Annotated in this window: 16 protein-coding genes; 11 read left to right on the top strand and 5 right to left on the bottom strand. The window is 48.3% G+C overall.

Annotation, left to right across the window (positions count from 1 at the left end; all coding sequences use genetic code 11):
- Positions 1–199: 199 nt before the first annotated feature.
- Positions 200–3,748 (top strand): glycosyltransferase family 117 protein, encoded by a 3,549-nt coding sequence (locus K7B07_RS18750; RefSeq protein ID WP_223712063.1) that lies wholly within the window; start codon positions 200–202, stop codon positions 3,746–3,748.
- Between the two features lie 241 nt (positions 3,749–3,989).
- On the top strand, positions 3,990–5,009 hold the full coding sequence (locus K7B07_RS18745; RefSeq protein ID WP_223712062.1) for a vWA domain-containing protein: 1,020 nt from the start codon (positions 3,990–3,992) through the stop codon (positions 5,007–5,009).
- 210 nt (positions 5,010–5,219) lie between these two features.
- Here the strand turns inward: K7B07_RS18745 and K7B07_RS27910 are convergent, their stop codons facing one another.
- Positions 5,220–5,627, bottom strand: coding sequence for a YgiT-type zinc finger protein (locus tag K7B07_RS27910; RefSeq protein ID WP_223712061.1), 408 nt, complete (start codon positions 5,625–5,627; stop codon positions 5,220–5,222).
- A gap of 36 nt (positions 5,628–5,663) precedes the next feature.
- Between K7B07_RS27910 and K7B07_RS18735 the strand changes: the two genes are divergently transcribed.
- Positions 5,664–6,659, top strand: coding sequence for a hypothetical protein (locus tag K7B07_RS18735; RefSeq protein ID WP_223712060.1), 996 nt, complete (start codon positions 5,664–5,666; stop codon positions 6,657–6,659).
- Between the two features lie 125 nt (positions 6,660–6,784).
- Here the strand turns inward: K7B07_RS18735 and K7B07_RS18730 are convergent, their stop codons facing one another.
- Positions 6,785–7,228 (bottom strand): acyl-CoA thioesterase, encoded by a 444-nt coding sequence (locus tag K7B07_RS18730; RefSeq protein ID WP_223712059.1) that lies wholly within the window; start codon positions 7,226–7,228, stop codon positions 6,785–6,787.
- 128 nt (positions 7,229–7,356) lie between these two features.
- On the opposite strand from K7B07_RS18730, the gene K7B07_RS18725 reads away from it, so the two are divergent.
- Positions 7,357–8,094 (top strand): FKBP-type peptidyl-prolyl cis-trans isomerase, encoded by a 738-nt coding sequence (locus tag K7B07_RS18725; RefSeq protein WP_223712058.1) that lies wholly within the window; start codon positions 7,357–7,359, stop codon positions 8,092–8,094.
- 535 nt (positions 8,095–8,629) lie between these two features.
- Here K7B07_RS18725 and K7B07_RS18720 read toward each other — a convergent pair.
- A complete protein-coding gene (locus K7B07_RS18720) occupies positions 8,630–9,136 on the bottom strand; it encodes an Lrp/AsnC family transcriptional regulator (protein WP_223712057.1) in 507 nt (168 codons plus the stop codon).
- Between the two features lie 121 nt (positions 9,137–9,257).
- On the opposite strand from K7B07_RS18720, the gene ahcY reads away from it, so the two are divergent.
- From ahcY to K7B07_RS18695, 5 genes are all read left to right on the top strand, one after another.
- Positions 9,258–10,586 carry an adenosylhomocysteinase gene (gene ahcY, locus K7B07_RS18715; protein WP_223712056.1) on the top strand — a complete coding sequence of 443 codons (1,329 nt, stop codon included), beginning with the start codon at positions 9,258–9,260 and terminating at the stop codon, positions 10,584–10,586.
- A gap of 348 nt (positions 10,587–10,934) precedes the next feature.
- Complete coding sequence (locus tag K7B07_RS18710) at positions 10,935–11,372, top strand: hypothetical protein (protein WP_223712055.1); 438 nt, start codon at positions 10,935–10,937, stop codon at positions 11,370–11,372.
- A 358-nt stretch (positions 11,373–11,730) separates the two neighbouring features.
- The gene (gene ku / locus K7B07_RS18705; protein ID WP_223712054.1) at positions 11,731–12,507 is read left to right on the top strand and encodes a non-homologous end joining protein Ku; all 777 of its coding nucleotides are present in this window, start codon (positions 11,731–11,733) and stop codon (positions 12,505–12,507) included.
- 7 nt (positions 12,508–12,514) lie between these two features.
- On the top strand, positions 12,515–15,061 hold the full coding sequence (gene ligD / locus K7B07_RS18700) for a DNA ligase D (RefSeq protein WP_223712053.1): 2,547 nt from the start codon (positions 12,515–12,517) through the stop codon (positions 15,059–15,061).
- Between the two features lie 43 nt (positions 15,062–15,104).
- On the top strand, positions 15,105–15,563 hold the full coding sequence (locus K7B07_RS18695; RefSeq protein WP_223712052.1) for a ferritin-like domain-containing protein: 459 nt from the start codon (positions 15,105–15,107) through the stop codon (positions 15,561–15,563).
- Between the two features lie 76 nt (positions 15,564–15,639).
- On the opposite strand, the gene K7B07_RS18690 is transcribed toward K7B07_RS18695, so the two are convergent.
- Entirely contained in the window at positions 15,640–15,843 is a 204-nt protein-coding gene (locus K7B07_RS18690) for a dodecin family protein (RefSeq protein WP_223712051.1), read from the bottom strand.
- 366 nt (positions 15,844–16,209) lie between these two features.
- Here K7B07_RS18690 and K7B07_RS18685 point away from each other — a divergent pair, with 366 nt between their 5' ends.
- Both K7B07_RS18685 and K7B07_RS18680 read left to right on the top strand, forming a co-directional pair.
- Complete coding sequence (locus K7B07_RS18685; RefSeq protein WP_223712050.1) at positions 16,210–16,779, top strand: DUF4142 domain-containing protein; 570 nt, start codon at positions 16,210–16,212, stop codon at positions 16,777–16,779.
- A 129-nt stretch (positions 16,780–16,908) separates the two neighbouring features.
- Positions 16,909–17,379: a PA2169 family four-helix-bundle protein gene (locus tag K7B07_RS18680; protein WP_223712049.1), complete on the top strand. Its 471-nt coding sequence runs from the start codon at positions 16,909–16,911 to the stop codon at positions 17,377–17,379.
- A 15-nt stretch (positions 17,380–17,394) separates the two neighbouring features.
- Here K7B07_RS18680 and K7B07_RS18675 read toward each other — a convergent pair whose 3' ends face one another.
- Complete coding sequence (locus K7B07_RS18675) at positions 17,395–18,756, bottom strand: sigma-54-dependent transcriptional regulator (RefSeq protein WP_223712048.1); 1,362 nt, start codon at positions 18,754–18,756, stop codon at positions 17,395–17,397.
- Positions 18,757–18,869 lie beyond the last annotated feature (113 nt).

Genomic DNA, 18,869 nt, shown 5'->3' with positions numbered 1-18,869 from the left:
ACAACCCAACAGCCATCTCAAAAGCACCTGCTCCCGCTAACCGGTTGATACGCCGGGCACGCAGCAGAGTGCTTAAAACAGGGCCGGATACCCCCATTCCGGCAGCCGATAAAATATCTGTAATACTGACTGGCAATCAACCAAAAATGACGGGTTTATCCCTATTTTTGTCATCATTGAAAAAAAGACGCTTTTTAACATGAATTTCAGAAAAGTAAACAACCTTACCGGATGGGTGGTTTTTGCCATTGCTACCCTTACTTATTCACTGACCAGGGAAGCCCGCGGCTCGCTTTGGGATTGTGGTGAATTTGTTGCTACGGCCTATAAATTACAGATGGCCCACCCTCCCGGCGCTCCGATGTTCAGCCTCCTGGGCCGGTTGTTTATCTTATTCTTTGGTGATAAACCACAAACAGCAGCCAATGCGGTGAACTTTATGAGCGCACTGGTAAGTGCCGCCACTATTTTGTTCCTGTTCTGGACCATCACCCATTTTGCACGGAAGATGTTTGTAAGATCCGGAGAAGCACTGACAGGTCAGCAGATCTTTACCGTTATGGCCGCGGGAGCCGTTGGTGCCTTAGCCTATACCTTTACCGATTCTTTCTGGTACAGCGCCGTGGAAGGTGAAGTGTATGCCCTCTCGTCTTTTTTCACCGGTCTTGTTTTCTGGGCAATGCTGAAATGGGAACATGCCGATGAGCTGGCAGGAACTGATGAAAACGCAAGGGCACGCAGCGACCGGTGGATCGTTTTCCTGTTCTTTATGATGGGACTGTCGATCGGTGTGCACCTGCTCAACCTCCTTACCATACCAGCAATTGTAATGATCTATTATTACCGGCGGTATACCCCTTCTGTAAAAGGAGCCATCGGGGCATTCCTCATCGGTTGTATCATTACGGGTATCATACAGGTGGCCATCATCCAGTACAGTATGAAAGCGGCCGGGTTGTTTGATATTATGTTTGTGAACAGCTTTGGAATGCCTTTCTTCTCCGGGTTTACCGTCTACTTCTTGCTGATCGCCCTGCTGGTAATTGTTGGTCTGCGTTTCAAAACAGGAGTATCCAAAACGGTGATCATCGTCTGGACTACCGCCTTCTTCCTGCTGGCATTTTTACCCTTTGCCTTTGGCAGTACGCTGGCTGCACTGAAGATCATCCTGCTGCTTATCGTAGGCGCTGTGCTCGGATATTTCATCCGGCCTACGGCACTGAAGATTATTAAACTGTTCCTCTGGTGTTTTGCCTTTATGATGCTGGGATACTTCATGTATTTTACCAACATTATCCGCAGCAGTGCCAACCCGGCCATCGATATGAACAATGTCGACAATCCGATCAACCTTGTTTATTACCTCAGCCGTGAGCAATACGGTACCCAGCCCCTGTTTTACGGGGCGCACTATGCAGCCCAGGTTCCGGAAGATATCAACCAGGAAGACCCCTATGTTCTGGGCGAAGAAACCTATGTAAAAGGCAGCGACAAATACATCCCTATCGGACGTAAAAGAGAGTACAATTACAATGGAAATGTGAAGCAGCTCTTTGTGCGGGTATGGGATTCGAGCAACGATCAGCAACATGCTGATTTTTATGCCGACTGGCTGGGACTTGCCAAACCGGATCCCAACACCGGCCAGGGTTCCTATGGGGCACCCAGTTACGCAGACAACATCAACTGGTTTATGAGTTACCAGACCAGCTTTATGTACCTGCGCTATTTTATGTGGAACTTTTCCGGTAAACAAAATGACCTGCAGGGTTATGGCAATAAAAGGGACGGAAACTGGATCTCCGGTATTTCTTTAATGGATAATGCCCGTCTCGGTGATCAGAACCAGATGCCGGAAAGCATTAAACACAACAAGGCACACAACGTCTTCTTTATGCTGCCTTTTGTTTTGGGGATCATCGGTTTTGTATACCAGTTCCTGAAAAACCGGAAAGACTGGGTGGTGACCTTCCTCCTGTTCTTCTTTACGGGTATGGCCATTGTGCTGTACCTCAATCAGCCGGGTAATCAGCCGCGTGAACGGGATTACGCCTATGTGGGCTCCTTTTACGCCTTTGCCGTCTGGATCGGTCTTTCGGTGGTGGCATTGCTGCGATCCGCACTGGAAAAAGAAGATAAAGAGGCGTTTCAGAAGCTGCTTGTTTATGGTGCTTCCGGAACCTTCCTGATTACCGCGCTGAGTACGATTGTTAATACCACCTTTAGCGGTATCATTATCGCCGGTCTTACGGCAGCAGTGATCTATGCTGCGGTATTGTATATCGTCACCTTTGCGGCAAGGGCCCTCTCTTCCGGGGGTTCCAATATCCGGCCGGCCAATATCCTTGTAACCCTGCTTTGCCTCGCCGTTCCGGGCCTTATGGCACAGCAGGAATGGAACGACCACGACAGAAGCGAAAAGACCATGGCTCCGGACCTTGCAAAGGATTACCTGGAAAGTTGTGCGCCCAATGCGATCTTATTCACCTTTGGTGATAATGACACGTATCCCCTCTGGTATGCGCAGGAGGTGGAAAACGTACGGCCGGATATACGGATCATCAATACCAGCCTGCTGGGCATCGACTGGTACATCAACCAGCTCCGGTATAAAATAAATGATGCCGATTCTGTAGATGTGATCCTGAGCCCGGAGCAGATAGAAGGACACAACCGGGAATACCTCCGGTTTGCTGCGCCCCAGCCCGGCCAGAACATCGACGTCAATAACTTTTATCCTTTATACGATGTGATCAAAACCTTTATCGGCGCCCGTGCAGAAGACCCGGACACGAAACGGGATGTTGGTTCTACCAACCTGCCGTTCCGTAAATTCTTCGTACCGGTAAACAAGGACCTGGTCCGCAAAAACGGAACCGCCAACCCGGCCGACAGTGTAATGGATCAGATCGCTATCGAGATCCCTCCTTCGAGAGGCGGTATCCAGCGCAATGACCTGATGATCCTCAGCATCATTGCCTCCAACCAATGGAACCGCCCGATCTATTTTACTGCCCCCTACGGAGAGCTGGGTTTTGGACAGTACCTGAGAAAAGACGGACTGACCTATCGTCTCGTGCCTTTTAATGTAAAAACGCCACAGGCGAACTGGGTAGTAGACCAGGCCTACCGCCAGATGCGGGCAGGTGGTACCTCCATCCGCGACAACAACCAGGATGTGATGGCAAAGAACCTCCTGACCAAATTTGAGTTCGGCGGAGCCAATAAGAAAGGAGTCTATTTTGATGAAGTAAACCGGCAATACCTCCTCAATATCCGCAGCATCTTTGCAGAGGCCGCCGGTAACCTGGCAGACGCCGGCAAAAAAGAGGAAGCTGTTAAATTACTGGATAAGGCGGAGGCGGGCATCCTGCCGGAAAACCTGCCCTATGCCATGACCAGCCGCTACAATCAGCACAACCAGACCGGGTTGATGTACGCAGAAGCTTATTACAAAGCCGGGAAACTGGATATGGCGCGCAAAGTGATCGCCGCTGTCAAAAAAGATGTTGCCGATCAGCGGAAATATTACAATTACCTCAAAACAGACAAACCTGAATATTACCAGGGAATGGCGAATATTGAAGAACCGCTCAATGAGATCACAGAAGCGGCTGCAGAAGCAATTGAGGCCCATTACGATCCTTTGAAGAAAGGAGAAAAAAGCCCTGTTCAGGAACTGCCGGCCGGCGATGCGGCCAAAGCCGCCGACAGCAGCGGAAAAAATCCGGACACATCAAAAAAATAAACGATCTGTATACCTGTTATCCCCTCCCTGCGGAGGGGATTTTTTTGCCGCAACATTTTGCAGCCCGGAGTGTTATTAATACGGCAAGTCAATAAACCAGCCCTTTTCCCGGGCTTCCGGCAGCACCGTATTGTTTTTAGAAAAATAGTTTTACATTTAGTATATGAGAGGTATCCAATTCTCCGGGTTTACCGCTGATGATCAGGGTAAATCCCCGTTTGAAAAAATGCTCGGCCTTTTCATGCAGTTACTTACTTATACCAGTGGGGATGCCGCAGAGGCGCTTCAGTGGCTGAATGAACTTGATAAAGAGTACCAGCTGGGTAACGATGACTACGGAATGGGCGATTTTATCGAAGACCTGAAACAAAAGGGATATATAACAGAAGACCATCAAAAAGGTGAAATAAAGATCACTCCGAAAACAGAACAGGGCATCCGGAAAAAGAGCCTGGAAGAGATCTTCGGAAAGTTGAAAAAAGCCGGGACAGGCGATCACAAAACATTCAAGCCGGGACAGGGTGATGAGCTCAATCCCGAAACCCGGCCCTTCCGTTTCGGGGATCTCCTGGAGCAGATCGATTTTACAGCGTCCATCCGTAATGCACAGATCAATCACGGCATCGATGCCTTTCACATCCGGGAAGATGACCTGAGCATCCGTGAAACCGATTTCAAAACACAGACCTCCACCGTGTTGATGATCGATATCTCCCATTCCATGATCCTTTATGGGGAAGACCGGATCACACCTGCAAAAAAAGTAGCGATGGCGCTGAGTGAACTGATCACGACCCGCTATCCGAAAGACACGCTGGATATTGTTGTGTTTGGCAACGACGCCTGGCCGGTAGAAATAAAGGACCTCCCCTATTTACAGGTGGGCCCTTATCATACCAATACCGTAGCAGGACTGGAACTGGCCATGGACCTGCTGCGCAGAAGAAAAAACCCCAACAAGCAAATCTTTATGATCACGGATGGCAAGCCTACCTGTCTGAAGGTGGGGAAACGGTATTATAAAAACAGTTTTGGGTTAGACCGGAAAGTGGTCAACCGCTGTATGAACCTGGCCGCCGCTTGTAAAAAATTAAAGATCCCGATCACCACTTTTATGATCGCAACAGACCCCTACCTGCAACGCTTTGTTCAGGAATTTACAGAGATGAATCACGGCAAAGCATATTTTGCCTCCCTCGATAATCTCGGGAGCTTTATCTTTAAAGATTTTGAAAGCGGCAGGTCCAAGACCGTATTCTGACACCAACAGCCGCACCTGTCTTCCCGGCCTGTATGTCATTCCATCATTCACGCAATATATTTTACTTAAGATATTTCACTAAATACATCTCACCAGAAACATTTCACTCAAAACCTTCCACTCGTGATTAAAACTTTAGGCGAATTAAAAGCATCCGGATATCAACCAAAATCCATCAAAGAAGAGATCAGACAAAATTTAATAAAAAAACTAAAAACAGGCGAACGCTCCTTTCCCGGCATCGTTGGCTATGAAGACTCGGTTATACCTGAAACAGAGCGTGCCCTGCTGAGCAAGCATAACATCCTTTTCCTGGGATTGCGCGGACAGGCCAAGACACGGATGGCCCGCCAGATGATCTCCCTGCTGGATGAATACATCCCCGTGGTGGAAGGAAGCGATCTGAACGACGACCCCCTCAATCCCATCTCCAAGTATGCACGGGACCTGATCGCTGAACAAGGAGGTGCCACACCTATTGCATGGCTGGGCAGGGACCAGCGCTATGGTGAAAAGCTGGCCACCCCGGATGTAAGTGTGGCGGATCTTATCGGCGATATCGACCCCATAAAAGCAGCCAATCTCAAGCTGAGTTTTGATGACGAGCGGGTACTGCATTACGGCATCATACCCCGAAGCAACCGGGGTATCTTTGTGATCAACGAGTTGCCCGACCTCCAGGCCCGCATCCAGGTTTCGCTGTTCAACATTCTTGAAGAAGGCGATATACAGATCCGGGGATTTAAACTGCGGCTCCCCCTGGATATCTTATTCGTCTTTACCGCAAATCCCGAAGATTATACCAACCGGGGATCGATCGTAACGCCGTTAAAGGACCGTATACAAAGCCAGATCCTCACCCACTACCCCAAAACGCTGGAGCATGCGCTGGAAATCACCGAACAGGAAGCCGCGATCCATGAAATGCAAAAAGATACTGTAAAGATCAGTGATCTTGTAAAAAGACTGATCGAGCAGGTAGCTTTTGAAGCCCGCAACAGCGAACTGGTGGATAAAAAAAGCGGTGTCAGTGCGCGCCTTACCATCTCCGCCTTCGAAAATGCTGTCAGCACGGCTGAACGCCGCGCACTTGTCAACAATGAACCGGTTACACTGATCTGGATATCGGATCTCGCCGGCATCATCCCCTCCATTACAGGCAAGGTGGAACTGGTCTATGAAGGCGAACAGGAAGGTCCTTTCCAGGTGGCGATGAACCTCGTGGACAAAGCCATCCGGTCGCAGTTCATACAATATTTCCCCAATCCCGAGCAGTTGAACAAAAGAAGGAATACGGGCAAGCCTTCGGCACAACAGAAAGCCGAAGAAAATCCCTACAAACCTGTCATCAACTGGTTCGACAGCGGCAACCAGCTGCACATCGACTTCAATACAACAGATGCCGGTAAGATACAGCAGCTCTACCAGGTAGACGGTCTGTATCCGTTGGTTAAAAAACAGTTCCCCGGTGCCAACGAAACACAGGCGGCACTGTTAATGGAATTTGTCCTGCACGGTCTGTCGTCCTACTCCCTGATCAGCAAAAAACTTTTTGAGACCCGGGTGGAATTTAAAGATCTGTTCGGCAGTATGCTGGGCGCATCGGCAGCAGACGAGTATGAAGACTACGGCTTCGAAGAAGATGAATAAGAGATCCGGTTGCCTGCAGACAGCAGCACCGGCCCCGCCGGAAAATAAGCCCGTGTTTATTTCGGTGCAAACAGCTTTGCAATATCGTGGCACTGTATTGCGGATGGTTCTCCGTTCTGCCCAACTCAGGACGGTTCCTGCCACCTGAAATCAGCAGCAAGGGGCATCGCGGCGTAGGCATCTGCCACTTCGGGCGGAGGAGCTGTCAGCTTGCGTTTATTCGTATCCATCCAGGCGCCTTCCAGGTGGAGCACAGCAGCCAGTACCTGGTCTCCCTTGTAGATGCGGTGCTGTACGGCCCAGCGGCTGAAATCACGCCGGGAGGCTGTTAGTTCCAGATCAATAAAAACGGCATCTTCAAGGCGGATCTCCTTTTTAAAAACGGCTTCTTCCCTGAAGAGTACAGGACCGACCTGCAATTCCATCATACGCGTGGCCGTTAACCCCTGCCCGGAAAGAAAAAGGATCCGGCAATAAGCACCCCAATCATAATAAACACTGTGCCTTAAATGACCATTCTGATCCAGGTCCGACCAGCGGATCTGTAATTCTTTGATAAATCGTTCCATAGTTGATGGGATAACCCCTTTTTAGCATTATTAACAAACTTACACCATCCCGATAACCAAATTTATAAAAAGGGGCATTATATTTACCGTTTCAACGCAAAGGAAACAATTACAGCGATAAATTAAAAATGATGAAGTACATTCTTACAATCGGCATTCTGGGTGTGGGCAGCATGTCTCTTTTTGGCCAGGCAAAAGCAAAGCCCAAGCCCCTTCCCGCAAAAAAGCCGGTAACCACTGCAACCACTACCACTGCCCCCGTTTTAAAAACGCTGGCCGACTCTGCCAGCTATGCCATTGGTGTAAATGTGGCACAGTCCATGAAAAAAGACCTGGGCGACCTGAACACGGCCATTCTTATGGATGCCATGAAACAGACCTTTGACGGAAAAAAACCGCTGATGCCGGAAGATACGCTGATGCGTGTAATGATGTCCTATTCAGAAAAAGCCAAAGAAGCGCAATCGCAGGAGGTAATAAAAAAAGGGACCGACTTCCTCGAAAAGAACAAGACCCAGCAGGGGGTTACAACAACGGCCAGCGGGTTACAATACCTTGTATTGAAAGAAGGCACGGGTGAAAAACCTGCCGCAAATGATACCGCTATCTGCCATTACAAAGGCGCGTTGCTTGACGGAACCGAGTTTGACAACTCCTACGACCGCGGCGAACCGCTTACCATACCTGTTTCAGCCGTTATCAAAGGATGGACCGAAGGCCTCCAGTTAATGAGCAAAGGCTCCAAATACAAATTTTTTATCCCTTACGAGCTGGGATATGGCCTGCGGGGCGCACCGCCTACCATCCCCGGCGGAAGTGTACTCGTTTTTGAAGTGGAACTGCTCGATGTAAAAAAAGGCAGCTAGTCCGTAAAGATCGTTTATTAAATAAGCCGCTCCAAAGAGCGGCTTTATCATAGAAAACCAAAACCCTCCGGTTTTCAGTTAAGAGGAGATATATTGTTTTGCCGGTCCGCTGCCTTACAACACATTACAACAATCGTGAACAGCGTTCCTATCATTACATACCGTTTAAAATAAGGATCCCAGTCATCAGCCTTCCCGCGGGAGCCTGTTATCCGCATCATAAGATCCTGATACAGTTCGTATCATTTCCGCGAACCATTACTTCTTTTTCAAAACACATGGAATCAACCCCAAAAACAGCGAGCTGGCATGTCAGTTTCAGGCATCCCCGCTTTCTCATTTATAATTCAATTCGAATGACGTTACTTGTTAACGACATATTAAAGTTAACATTTTAAACGAATAAAATAAAAATTATAAATTGCCTTCGGGATACTTAATCAAAAAATAACCGGAAACAGCCACCGTATACCCCAAAAAAGAGCGCCCTCTTCTTTTTTATCGGTCCGGGGAGCCATAAATGCAGGCTGCAGGGCTAAAAAATGATCTGGTGCGTTTCCTTGATCACGCCCATTACAAACACACTCTGCACATGACCCAGGTTCTCCACCTGACTCAGCCGGTTCACATGAAAATCGTAAAACCCCGCCATATCCTTTGCCATTACTTTCAGCATAAAGTCATACTCTCCTGAAATGCTGTAGCATTCCACCACTTCATTCAACCCGTTAATGGCCTGGATGAACTTCAAGCCGGCCTTTTTATCGTGTTGCTTCAGCGAAACATAACAGATCACCATCAAGCCCTTATTCAGCTTTTGGGCATCCAGGAGGGTCGCATATTGCTTGATGATACCGCTCTCTTCCAGTCGCCGGATCCGCTCGTGTACCGGCGTGGGACTTAAATGGATCTTTGCGGCGATGTCCTTTACCGACATCCGGGCATTGCCCTGTAACAGCTTCAGGATCTCCAGATCCTTCTGATCAAGATCTGCAGGCAATACAGGGATAGCCGATTCTGCTGTTTGAATGGTACGTTTCATTTCTTTATGGTATATAATACTATAAATCTAGCATTAAATAGTGAAAAAGACTTATTATATAGGATTTTACGTAGTATTTTTTACTAAATCCTACCTTTGGGCATTAAAAAAACATATACATATGTCCGCTGAAACAAAATCCCAGATCGACTTTGATCTGAAATACAAAGTTGCCGACATCAGCCTGGCTGATTGGGGACGTAAAGAAATAAGACTGGCAGAAGCAGAAATGCCGGGTCTGATGAGCATCCGTAAAGAGTATGCAGGTGCACAGCCGTTAAAAGGTGCACGTGTTGCCGGCTGTTTACACATGACCATCCAAACGGCTGTACTCATTGAAACACTGGTGGCCCTGGGTGCCGAAGTAAAATGGAGCTCCTGTAATATCTTCTCCACACAGGATCATGCGGCTGCGGCTATTGCTGCTGCAGGGATCGGTGTATTTGCCTGGAAGGGACAGAGCCAGCAGGAAGCAGACTGGTGTATTGAGCAGACCCTCTTTTTTGGTGGTGCCGACCGTCCGCTGAATATGATCCTCGACGATGGTGGCGACCTTACCAATATGGTACTGGACACCTATCCGGAACTGGTGCAGCATGTAAAAGGAATCAGTGAAGAAACCACAACCGGCGTTCACCGCTTGTATGAAAGGGTAACAAAAGGCACCCTTCCCATGCCCGCCATCAATGTGAATGACTCTGTTACCAAATCCAAATTTGATAATAAATATGGTTGTAAAGAATCACTGGTGGATGCGATCCGCCGTGCCACAGATGTAATGCTGGCCGGTAAGGTAGCAGTAGTAGGTGGCTATGGTGATGTGGGTAAAGGATCTGCAGCATCCCTCAGCGGAGCCGGTTGCCGGGTGATCGTTACGGAGATTGATCCGATCTGTGCACTTCAGGCTGCAATGGACGGCTATGAGGTGAAAAAAATGATCGATGCCGTTAAAGAAGCGGATATTGTTGTTACAGCAAGCGGATGCCGCGACCTGATCACAGGCGAGCACTTCAAAGCCATGAAAGATAAAGCCATCGTTTGTAACATCGGGCATTTCGATATTGAGATCGATGTGGCCTGGCTGAATGAGAACTATGGTCAGACCAAAGACACCATCAAACCCCAGGTGGATCTTTACAATATCGATGGAAAAGACATCATCCTCCTGGCTGAAGGACGCCTGGTGAACCTGGGATGTGCTACCGGCCACCCCAGCTTTGTGATGAGCAACTCTTTCTCCAACCAGACGCTGGCACAGATCGAACTGTGGACCAATCACGATCAGTACGAGAACAACGTATACGTACTTCCGAAGCACCTGGATGAGAAGGTTGCAAGACTTCACCTGGCCAAGATCGGAGTAGAACTGGATACACTGACTCCTGCGCAGTCTGCCTATCTCGGCATTCCTGCTGAGGGACCGTTCAAACCCGAACTGTACCGGTATTAATCAGCATATAACTATTTTTCAAAAACGCATCCTATCCGGATGCGTTTTTTTATTTCCGTTGCCGGCCGCAGCCTATCACAATTAACATTTGTTTGTGCCCGCCATTTGCCACAAGACATTGCGCCTGCCATAAAAAACTGTAATTTTCAATTGAAATAAAGCAACCATCATTCCGTCTACTTATGAAACTGAAAATACAACTCATTGCTTTGTTGGCCGTCACCTGTTTCTGCAGCCGTCCGCTCTTTCAGCGTCATTATAAACCCGTTAACATTACAGGAAAGAATATCTCATTTATGCTTTCCTGTTCAGGAACACAAATAGCTTTCATCAACTAAATCCTTTATTATGCTCAAAACAACAACAGCCCTGCTCTTCCTGCTTGCAGTATCTGCCTGCAGCAAGGATGCCTTTAAACGGTATGAGAAACGGATCATCGGCGACTGGCAGGTGGAAGAGATCAAAAGCTATGGGTTCGGCTCCCTCCGCATCGATTTCGGAGAAGGTGACTATCGTTTTTCCGAGGACCGTTCGTTCTCTTTTACAGGAAGAACCGGAACCGAATACCGGGGAAAATGGGAGATACGGAAATACTGGGAAGGCGGTAACTGTGATGATTGCAGTTCCGACCGCATCCGCACACTGATGATCAGTGCTGTGAACGATCAATCAGGCGAGTTAAAGTCAGATTACTTCAACGACATTCAATTCACCGGCACCGATCGCTTCAACGCCACAATGGCCAATGGTTCGCGCACCAGGGTTTTCAAGTTCCGGCGGAAGTAATCCTTTACTTCCCTGCGATCATTGTCCCCTATTCCCGCGATCCCTCTGCCCCGTCGTCCGGTTTATCCATTGCACAATTCCGGCTTCCGGAACAACTGCTTCCGTATCAGCAAAAAGCGGTCTTCCAAAGCAGGAACGGGGGTCACCAAATGATCCGCCTCAGACCGGCGTTGGAATACCGTTTCTTTTCCGGTGTTAAAATAAGGATGCCCAGCCAGAAAACCTGTCTTTTATACCAATACTGCATGGTTTTTGTTTTTATTTTGTATACTTTTTTAAATGGTAAACAGCAGCGAAGCCGGTTACCGGTTAAAGAAACGGCTCCGTCATAAACGCTGATTTACAAAAACGAAATCATATGAGAGCAATATGGACAGGAGCCATTGGCTTTGGCCTCGTAAACATTCCCATCAAACTTTATACGGCTACCGAAGAAAGCAGTCTGGACCTTGATATGCTGGACAAAAAGGATCTCAGCAATATCCGGTTCAAAAGAATTAATGAAAAAAGCGGAAAAGAAGTTGCCTGGGAGAACATTGTAAAAGGATACAATTACGATGGTAAATACATCGTACTGGAGAGCGCTGATTTTGAAAAGGCCAGCCCGGAAAAATCGCAGCTACTCTCGATTGACCAGTTTGTAAAGAGCGAAGAGATCGACAGTATCTATTTTGAAGCCCCTTATTATACCGAACCACAGAAAGGCGGTGAATCAGCCTACAGCCTGTTAAGAGATGCCTTAAAAAAAACGGCGATGGCTGGGGTGGGTACCTTTGTTATGCGGAACAAAGAAGTGCTGGGCATCCTGCGTCCTTATGAAGACCTGTTGTTGTTTCAGCGGATCCGCTATGAACAGGATATCAGGAGCCCCGAAGACCTGAAGCTCCCTAAAAGAACGGTAAAGCCGGCAGAAATGAAAATGGCTGTGGCTTTGATCACACAGCTATCCCAATCATTTGACATTTCGGCGTATAAAGACAACTACAGGGCAGCGCTGATGAAGATCATTGAAGCCAAGGCCAAAGGCAAAAAGACCGCACCGGCAAAAATGCATGTGGCTTACAGTAAAACAAGAGACCTCATGGAACAGCTGAAAGCCAGTCTTTCCGCTACCAAAAAGAAAAAAGCATCCTGATCACTATATGTCAACATTAAAACGCTATAAGGAAAAACGGGATTTTAAACAGACCAGGGAGCCATCCGGGAAGGTAAAAAAAGATAGCCGGACGCGGCTGCGTTTTGTGGTGCAACGGCATTCGGCCCGGCGGCTGCATTATGATTTCCGGCTGGAACTGGAAGGTGTGCTAAAGAGCTGGGCAGTACCTAAAGGGCCGTCCCTCAATCCGGAAGATAAACGGCTGGCCTTGATGGTAGAGGATCATCCGTTTGAATACCGGGACTTCGAAGGCATCATCCCCAAAGGCAATTATGGGGCGGGCACGGTGGAGATCTGGGACCAGGGATATTATGAAGCAGATGATCTTCCTTCCGGCAAAAAAGAAACCGCTGTGTTGCTGGCCGGATTAAAGTCGGGCACCTTAAAATTCACCCTCCACGGGCGCAAACTGAAGGGCTCTTTTGCATTGGTGAAGATGAAAAACAACCCGGAAGAAAACAACTGGCTGTTGATCAAACATAAGGATGCGCAGGCCGTTTCCGGGCCTTATAATGCGGAGGATTACGTAAAAAAAAAGCCCGCTCCTGAAGCGATAGTAAAGGAACGCAGGCCGTCCAAAGCATCCACCGGCATCAACGGGCATAAGCAGGCTTTGCCGGAGCAGGGAAAAAAATTCACGCATTATGTAAAACCAATGCTGGCCACTCCTTTTTCAAAACCATTCACGGATCCCGGCTGGGTCTTTGAAATTAAATGGGATGGCTACCGGGCAATTGCTGAAACGGGGAAAACATTCCGGTTCTATTCCCGCAACGGGCTCAATTTCGCGGCTACCTACCCGCAGATCACTGCCGGTCTGCAACAACAGGGAGAAAATATGATCCTGGATGGAGAAATAGTGGCTTTTAATGAAAAAGGTATACCCGACTTTCAGACACTGCAGCACTTCCGGGACAAACCCGGTGTACCGCTGGTGTACCAGGTATTTGATCTGTTGTATCTCAACGGGCACAGTACCCGCTCTCTCCCTCTTTTGCAACGCAAGGAATTACTAAAGGACGCTCTGACCGAAACGCCTTTTATACAGTACTGCGACCATGTAACAAAGGAGGGTACCGCTTTTTTCAAGGTGATCCAAAAACGTAATATGGAGGGTATTATCGCAAAGCTTGCAGACAGTACGTACACCGAGGGAAAAAGAACCAGGAACTGGCTCAAAATAAAACACCACAATACGGAAGAAGCCATCATTACGGGTTACACAGAACCCCGGGGTTCCAGAAAAAAGCTGGGCGCGCTTATTCTCGGCCGGTATCAGAAAAACAAGCTGGTATACTCCGGGCATACAGGTACCGGCTTTGATGATAAGACCCTGCAGGAAGTGTACAGCAGGCTGCAGCCCCTGATCACGAAGAAGGCCCCGTTTGAAATTCCTCCCAAAACAAATATGCCCGCCACCTGGGTACGGCCGGTACTCGTTTGCCAGATCAGGTATTCGGAGCGGACCAAGGATCATATATTCCGTCATCCGGTATTTCTGGGACTGCGGGAAGACAAGGCCGCTGCAGAAGTCGTTATTTCTCAAAATGAAGAAACCATGGCAAAGACAACAACAGTAACGAAGAAACGCCCGGCTCGCCGTGCAGCAACAACGGCCGCGCCGGAAAAAGAAAAACTGGTAAAAATAAACGGGCAGGAAGTAAAGCTTACCAATCAGCAAAAGATCTACTGGCCGGAGGAAGGCTATACAAAAGGCGACCTGATCGATTATTACAATAAAATATCCCGTGTGATCCTGCCTTATCTCAAAAACCGCCCGGAAAGTATGAACCGTTTTCCCAACGGAATAGAAGGCGAAAGCTTTTATCAAAAAGAGGCCGGGGAAGCCATTCCCGACTGGATAGCCACCACGAAGGTATTTTCCGAGAGCAACCGGAAAAACATCAATTATGTGGTTTGTAACGACCGGGCTTCGCTGCTGTACCTTGCCAACCTGGGCTGTATCGAGCTCAATCCCTGGAACAGCACGATACAGCAACCGGATGCCCCCTCCTACATGATCATCGACATCGATCCTTCAGAAGGCAACAGTTTCGAACAGGTTATCGATACCGCACTGGCCACCAAACAGGTACTGGATGAATGTGGTGCGGCTGCCTATTGCAAAACATCCGGTGCATCAGGGTTGCATGTTTATATTCCGATGAATGGTAAATACAGCTATGAAGAGGTCAGGGAATTTGCACACCTGGTCGCATTGCATGTGGTGGACCTGTTGCCCGGCAGTACCACGCTGGAACGGAACCTGAAGAAGCGGGGTTCTAAAAAGATCTATGTGGATTATCTGCAGAACCGGAAAGGACAAACCATTGCCAGTGCCTATAGTGTACGCCCTAAAAAAGGAGCAACGGTATCCACGCCCCTGGAGTGGACGGAGGTAAAAAAAGGACTGCATCCATCCCAGTTCACCCTGCAAACCCTGCCTAAACGCCTGGAAAAAACCGGGGATCTTTTTAAACCGGTACTGGGAAAAGGAGTGGATATACTCCGGTGCATTAAAAAATTGGGTTAGCCGGCTGTAGTTCCCAGAACAGTAATAAATGAAACAGAAAATCATGAACGATCAAATCTCCATCGAAGTACTTAATGACCTCATCGAAATCAACAATGACCGTATGGCTGACTATGAAAAGGCCATTGCGTTGCTGGATGAGGACAGCAGCAGCGACCTGAAGCTGCTGTTCCGCACCATGGTCAATAACAGCCGCGATTACAATACGGAACTCCAGCGGGAGATCACCCTGATGGGCGGCGCACCGGACTATGGCACCAGCGGAAAAGGGAATTTATACCGCCTCTGGCTCAGCATCAAAGCGGCCTTTGGCGATGACGACCGGAAGGCCATCCTGAGCTATTGTGAAAAAAGCGAGGATCATACGCAGCAGGTTTATGAAAAAGCACTGGAGGTACCCGGTCTTACGGTAATGGCGCATACCCTGATTACCAAACAACAGGCCGCACTGGCAGAATCGCACAGCCAGATAGAAGCGCTAAGGAATATCCAGCAACATTAAGCAGCCGGGCAGCAGGCATAGATCTCCCTTCGCAGATGATACGATGCCTTCTGCGCAGCCTGCTGAAACATTCCGCCTATTCGTCTACACGAAAGGAGACCTTACAGATCAGGCCATAACTACTTACAGCGCCTTCTTTCACGTGCACTTTCATTTCCTTGATATAAACCGAGTCGATATTTCTTATGGTTTTCGACACTTCGGTTACGGCGCTTTGCACGGCATCTTCAAAACTTTTGGGAGACGCCGCGATCACTTCGATCACTTTTACGATTGGCATAAAAAAAAATTTAATTCAGCAATCCGTGTGTTGCAGTTGAACCCCATCTCCGGGTTGATCCGGCAACACCTCTGAAAAACTATTGAAAAAGAATGCCACATTTTCCGGCAGGCGACACTAACACTGCCGCAGGCAGTGGGGATGTTTTACTACAAACCGGTGGAAAAACCGCAACAACCAGGATCCCGTTTGTATGGCAGTACCTGCTGTAAAAACCGCTGTATCCTAAAACCCGCCTGACGGGGCGCCTGCTGTGATCCTGACAGAAGGTTGGCACAAATTTTTAACCTTATTAAGAAAAGCAGCGTTCCTGTATGTTTTATACCGGATCCTGTTCAACGATCCCTGTGATCTTAAAAATTAAAAATGATGAAAACAATTTATATCAGTTTTATAGCGCTCCTGTTTATTGCCGCATGCACGGGTACTCCCAAAAATCCCGTCGCCCGGGCAGACTCTATTAATAAGGTCAAACAGGACAGTAATGCCGCAGGTATTATCAGCACCGCAGACAGTACCAGCGCCGCTTTCCTGGTGCGGATCGCCAACGCAGCACTGAAAGGAATGGACCAGTCCGTATTGGCCGAAGGCAAGGCTACCATTCCCACAATAAAAGAATTTTCGGGGACCGAGCAGAAGGTCTGTGAAGAACTGAACCTGGCTGCCACACAGCTGGCAGCACAAAAGAATGTAGCCATCCCTACAGTGAGCAATGACAGGAAACCCGGAAATTTAGCGGCATTACAGGGCAGCAGTTTTGACAAGGCTTATATCAATGCATCCATTGACGGATACAAAAATATACTTGATGAATTTGAAGCAGCAGTAAAAATGGCTGACGATACGGACATAAGAGAATTCGCGGACAGGAGGATCCCGATGCTCCGGCAACACCTGGATAGTGCGAAAAGTATAAAAACAAAATACTGGAAGTAGTTCGGCAGCCATCCGCAAACAGCCCGTTGTGTGGAATAATATCCACATAACGGGTAACAGATACCCCTTACCGGGATATTATTTTTTAAACCATGAAGCGGCAGGGCTTCGCAAACCTTAGTATCATTTATGCGCAGTAGCGGAAATTCCATTAAGAACAGGGGGTTGCTCAGCGATCTGATAAAAATCAATGCCGACCGGATCAGGATCTATGAAAATATAAAGGAACTCTGCACCGGTAATTATCTCGCCGAATTTTTTGAGGAGCTGATCGCTGAAGGTTGTTCCTTCATTACCGTCTTAAGGCGATGCATTGAGCAGGAGGCCCCGGAGCATGCCAGTGCTTTTGTAAAAGGCTATTTATACAATATCTGGACAAGTCTCAGGTATACCTATCGCTGCAGTGGCGCACTGACCCTGCTGGCCGCCTGTGAGTATAGTGAAAATGCCGCACTGCGGGCATACGAGATCGTTCTTACAGAATATGAGATCAGCGAAGAACTGGAAACATTGTTACAGCAGCAACAGGAAAAGATCCAGAATACCCGTGACCGGATCAAACGGATCCGCAGTTTTATCGGCGAGCAGCCGCCCTGTTAAGCAGGCCCCCACTTCTTATTCATAGGGTTTTAGTTTATTATAAAGGGTCTTGCGGTCGATATTTAAAACCTCTGCCGCCTTCTTTTTATTGAAATTCACTTTTTGCAGTACCGACATGATCGTCTGGTATTCCGCCCGTCCGGCGGCCTTCTTTAAAAGATCAGTGGTTGCCCCCTGTTCACCCGCTACTTCCGGCTCTGTTTCCCTGATCTCATGTGGCAGAACCGTGCGATCCACGGTAGCGCGCTCCGGTGTCAGCAGGATCGCCCGCCGGATCATATTTTTCAGTTCCCGGAGGTTACCCGGCCATGCATAGTTCTGGAATAATTCATATACTTCTTCATTAAATCCGTCAACAGTCTTTTCATTCTCCTCACAGCATTTTTGCAGAAAAAAATCGGCCAGCGGGCGGATGTCTTCCCTGCGCTCCCGCAACGGAGGCAGGTCTATGGAGAATTCGTTGAGCCGGTGATAGAGATCTTCCCGGAATTTCCCGTTCTGACAGGCCTGCCGGAGGTCTTCATTGGAGGCCACAATGATCCGGACATCGGTCAGCAACTCTTTGTTACTGCCGATCCGCTTAAACTTCCGCTCCTGGATCACGCGCAACAATGCGGCCTGTATCTCCGGTGACAGGTTGCCGATCTCGTCCAGGAACAAAGTCCCTCCGTTCGCCAGTTCAAAATGTCCTTCCTTATCCTGTATGGCCCCGGTAAAAGAACCTTTTATATGACCAAACAATTCGCTGCCGGCCAGCTCCCGCGAAAGCGTACCGCAATCCAGCGCCACAAAAGGTCCGGATGCACGCTGGCTGCGCCGGTGAATGGACCGGGCAATCACTTCTTTACCGGTACCGCTTTCCCCGTAAAGGATCACACTGTACCTCGTGGCAGCCACCACTTCCACCTGGCGGTACAACTGAAGGGTAGGCAGCGATTTCCCGATGTAACAATCCTCACCATCGTCCGTAACAGCCGTTCTTCCGGTGGTCGGCGCATCATCGGGATCCCGCTCCGGCCGGTTTACGATCCTGTTCAAAATACTGAGCACCTCTTCCGGAATAAGCGGTTTCGAGATATAGTCAAAGGCTCCCAGCTTAATGACTTCCACAGCCGGTTTCACTTCTGAATAACCGGTAATAACCAATATAGCGGCCTGATCATCGTACTGCCTCAACGCTCTTACCAGATCTACCCCATCCATATCACCCAGGCGATAATCAGCAATGACCGCATCATATTTGTCTGCCTTATATTTAGTCAGACCCTTATTTCCTGAATATGCGGTCTCCACCTCATATCCGTTTTTTGAAAGAAAGCGTGACAATAAATGACACAGGTCGATATCGTCATCAATAATGAGGAGTTTAGTGGACATAATGAATGTAATTAACCAGTACGTTTAATAATTATCTTACAGCGCAAATCGTGCCGGTTTTTACCTGAACTTTTTTAAGCCGGGAAATTTGCTGTTTGGCAAAATAATTGTCG

It is taken from the genome of Niabella beijingensis, from assembly GCF_020034665.1.
Classification (GTDB): Bacteria; Bacteroidota; Bacteroidia; order Chitinophagales; family Chitinophagaceae; genus Niabella; species Niabella beijingensis.
This window is presented reverse-complemented; position numbering and strand designations above follow the sequence as displayed.

Bases quoted from the DNA above. Each gene is read 5' to 3' on its own strand.
- K7B07_RS18720 (WP_223712057.1), bottom strand. From the start codon at position 9,136: ATGAAACGTACCATTCAAACAGCAGAATCGGCTATCCCTGTATTGCCT.
- K7B07_RS18710 (WP_223712055.1), top strand. From the start codon at position 10,935: ATGCTCAAAACAACAACAGCCCTGCTCTTCCTGCTTGCAGTATCTGCC.
- K7B07_RS18725 (WP_223712058.1), top strand. From the start codon at position 7,357: ATGATGAAGTACATTCTTACAATCGGCATTCTGGGTGTGGGCAGCATG.
- K7B07_RS18695 (WP_223712052.1), top strand. From the start codon at position 15,105: ATGAACGATCAAATCTCCATCGAAGTACTTAATGACCTCATCGAAATC.
- ahcY (WP_223712056.1), top strand. From the start codon at position 9,258: ATGTCCGCTGAAACAAAATCCCAGATCGACTTTGATCTGAAATACAAA.
- ligD (WP_223712053.1), top strand. From the start codon at position 12,515: ATGTCAACATTAAAACGCTATAAGGAAAAACGGGATTTTAAACAGACC.
- K7B07_RS18750 (WP_223712063.1), top strand. From the start codon at position 200: ATGAATTTCAGAAAAGTAAACAACCTTACCGGATGGGTGGTTTTTGCC.
- K7B07_RS18685 (WP_223712050.1), top strand. From the start codon at position 16,210: ATGATGAAAACAATTTATATCAGTTTTATAGCGCTCCTGTTTATTGCC.
- K7B07_RS18730 (WP_223712059.1), bottom strand. From the start codon at position 7,228: ATGGAACGATTTATCAAAGAATTACAGATCCGCTGGTCGGACCTGGAT.
- K7B07_RS18690 (WP_223712051.1), bottom strand. From the start codon at position 15,843: ATGCCAATCGTAAAAGTGATCGAAGTGATCGCGGCGTCTCCCAAAAGT.
- K7B07_RS18680 (WP_223712049.1), top strand. From the start codon at position 16,909: ATGCGCAGTAGCGGAAATTCCATTAAGAACAGGGGGTTGCTCAGCGAT.
- K7B07_RS18745 (WP_223712062.1), top strand. From the start codon at position 3,990: ATGCAGTTACTTACTTATACCAGTGGGGATGCCGCAGAGGCGCTTCAG.
- K7B07_RS27910 (WP_223712061.1), bottom strand. From the start codon at position 5,627: ATGCAGTACCCGCTCGTCATCAAAACTCAGCTTGAGATTGGCTGCTTT.
- K7B07_RS18675 (WP_223712048.1), bottom strand. From the start codon at position 18,756: ATGTCCACTAAACTCCTCATTATTGATGACGATATCGACCTGTGTCAT.
- ku (WP_223712054.1), top strand. From the start codon at position 11,731: ATGAGAGCAATATGGACAGGAGCCATTGGCTTTGGCCTCGTAAACATT.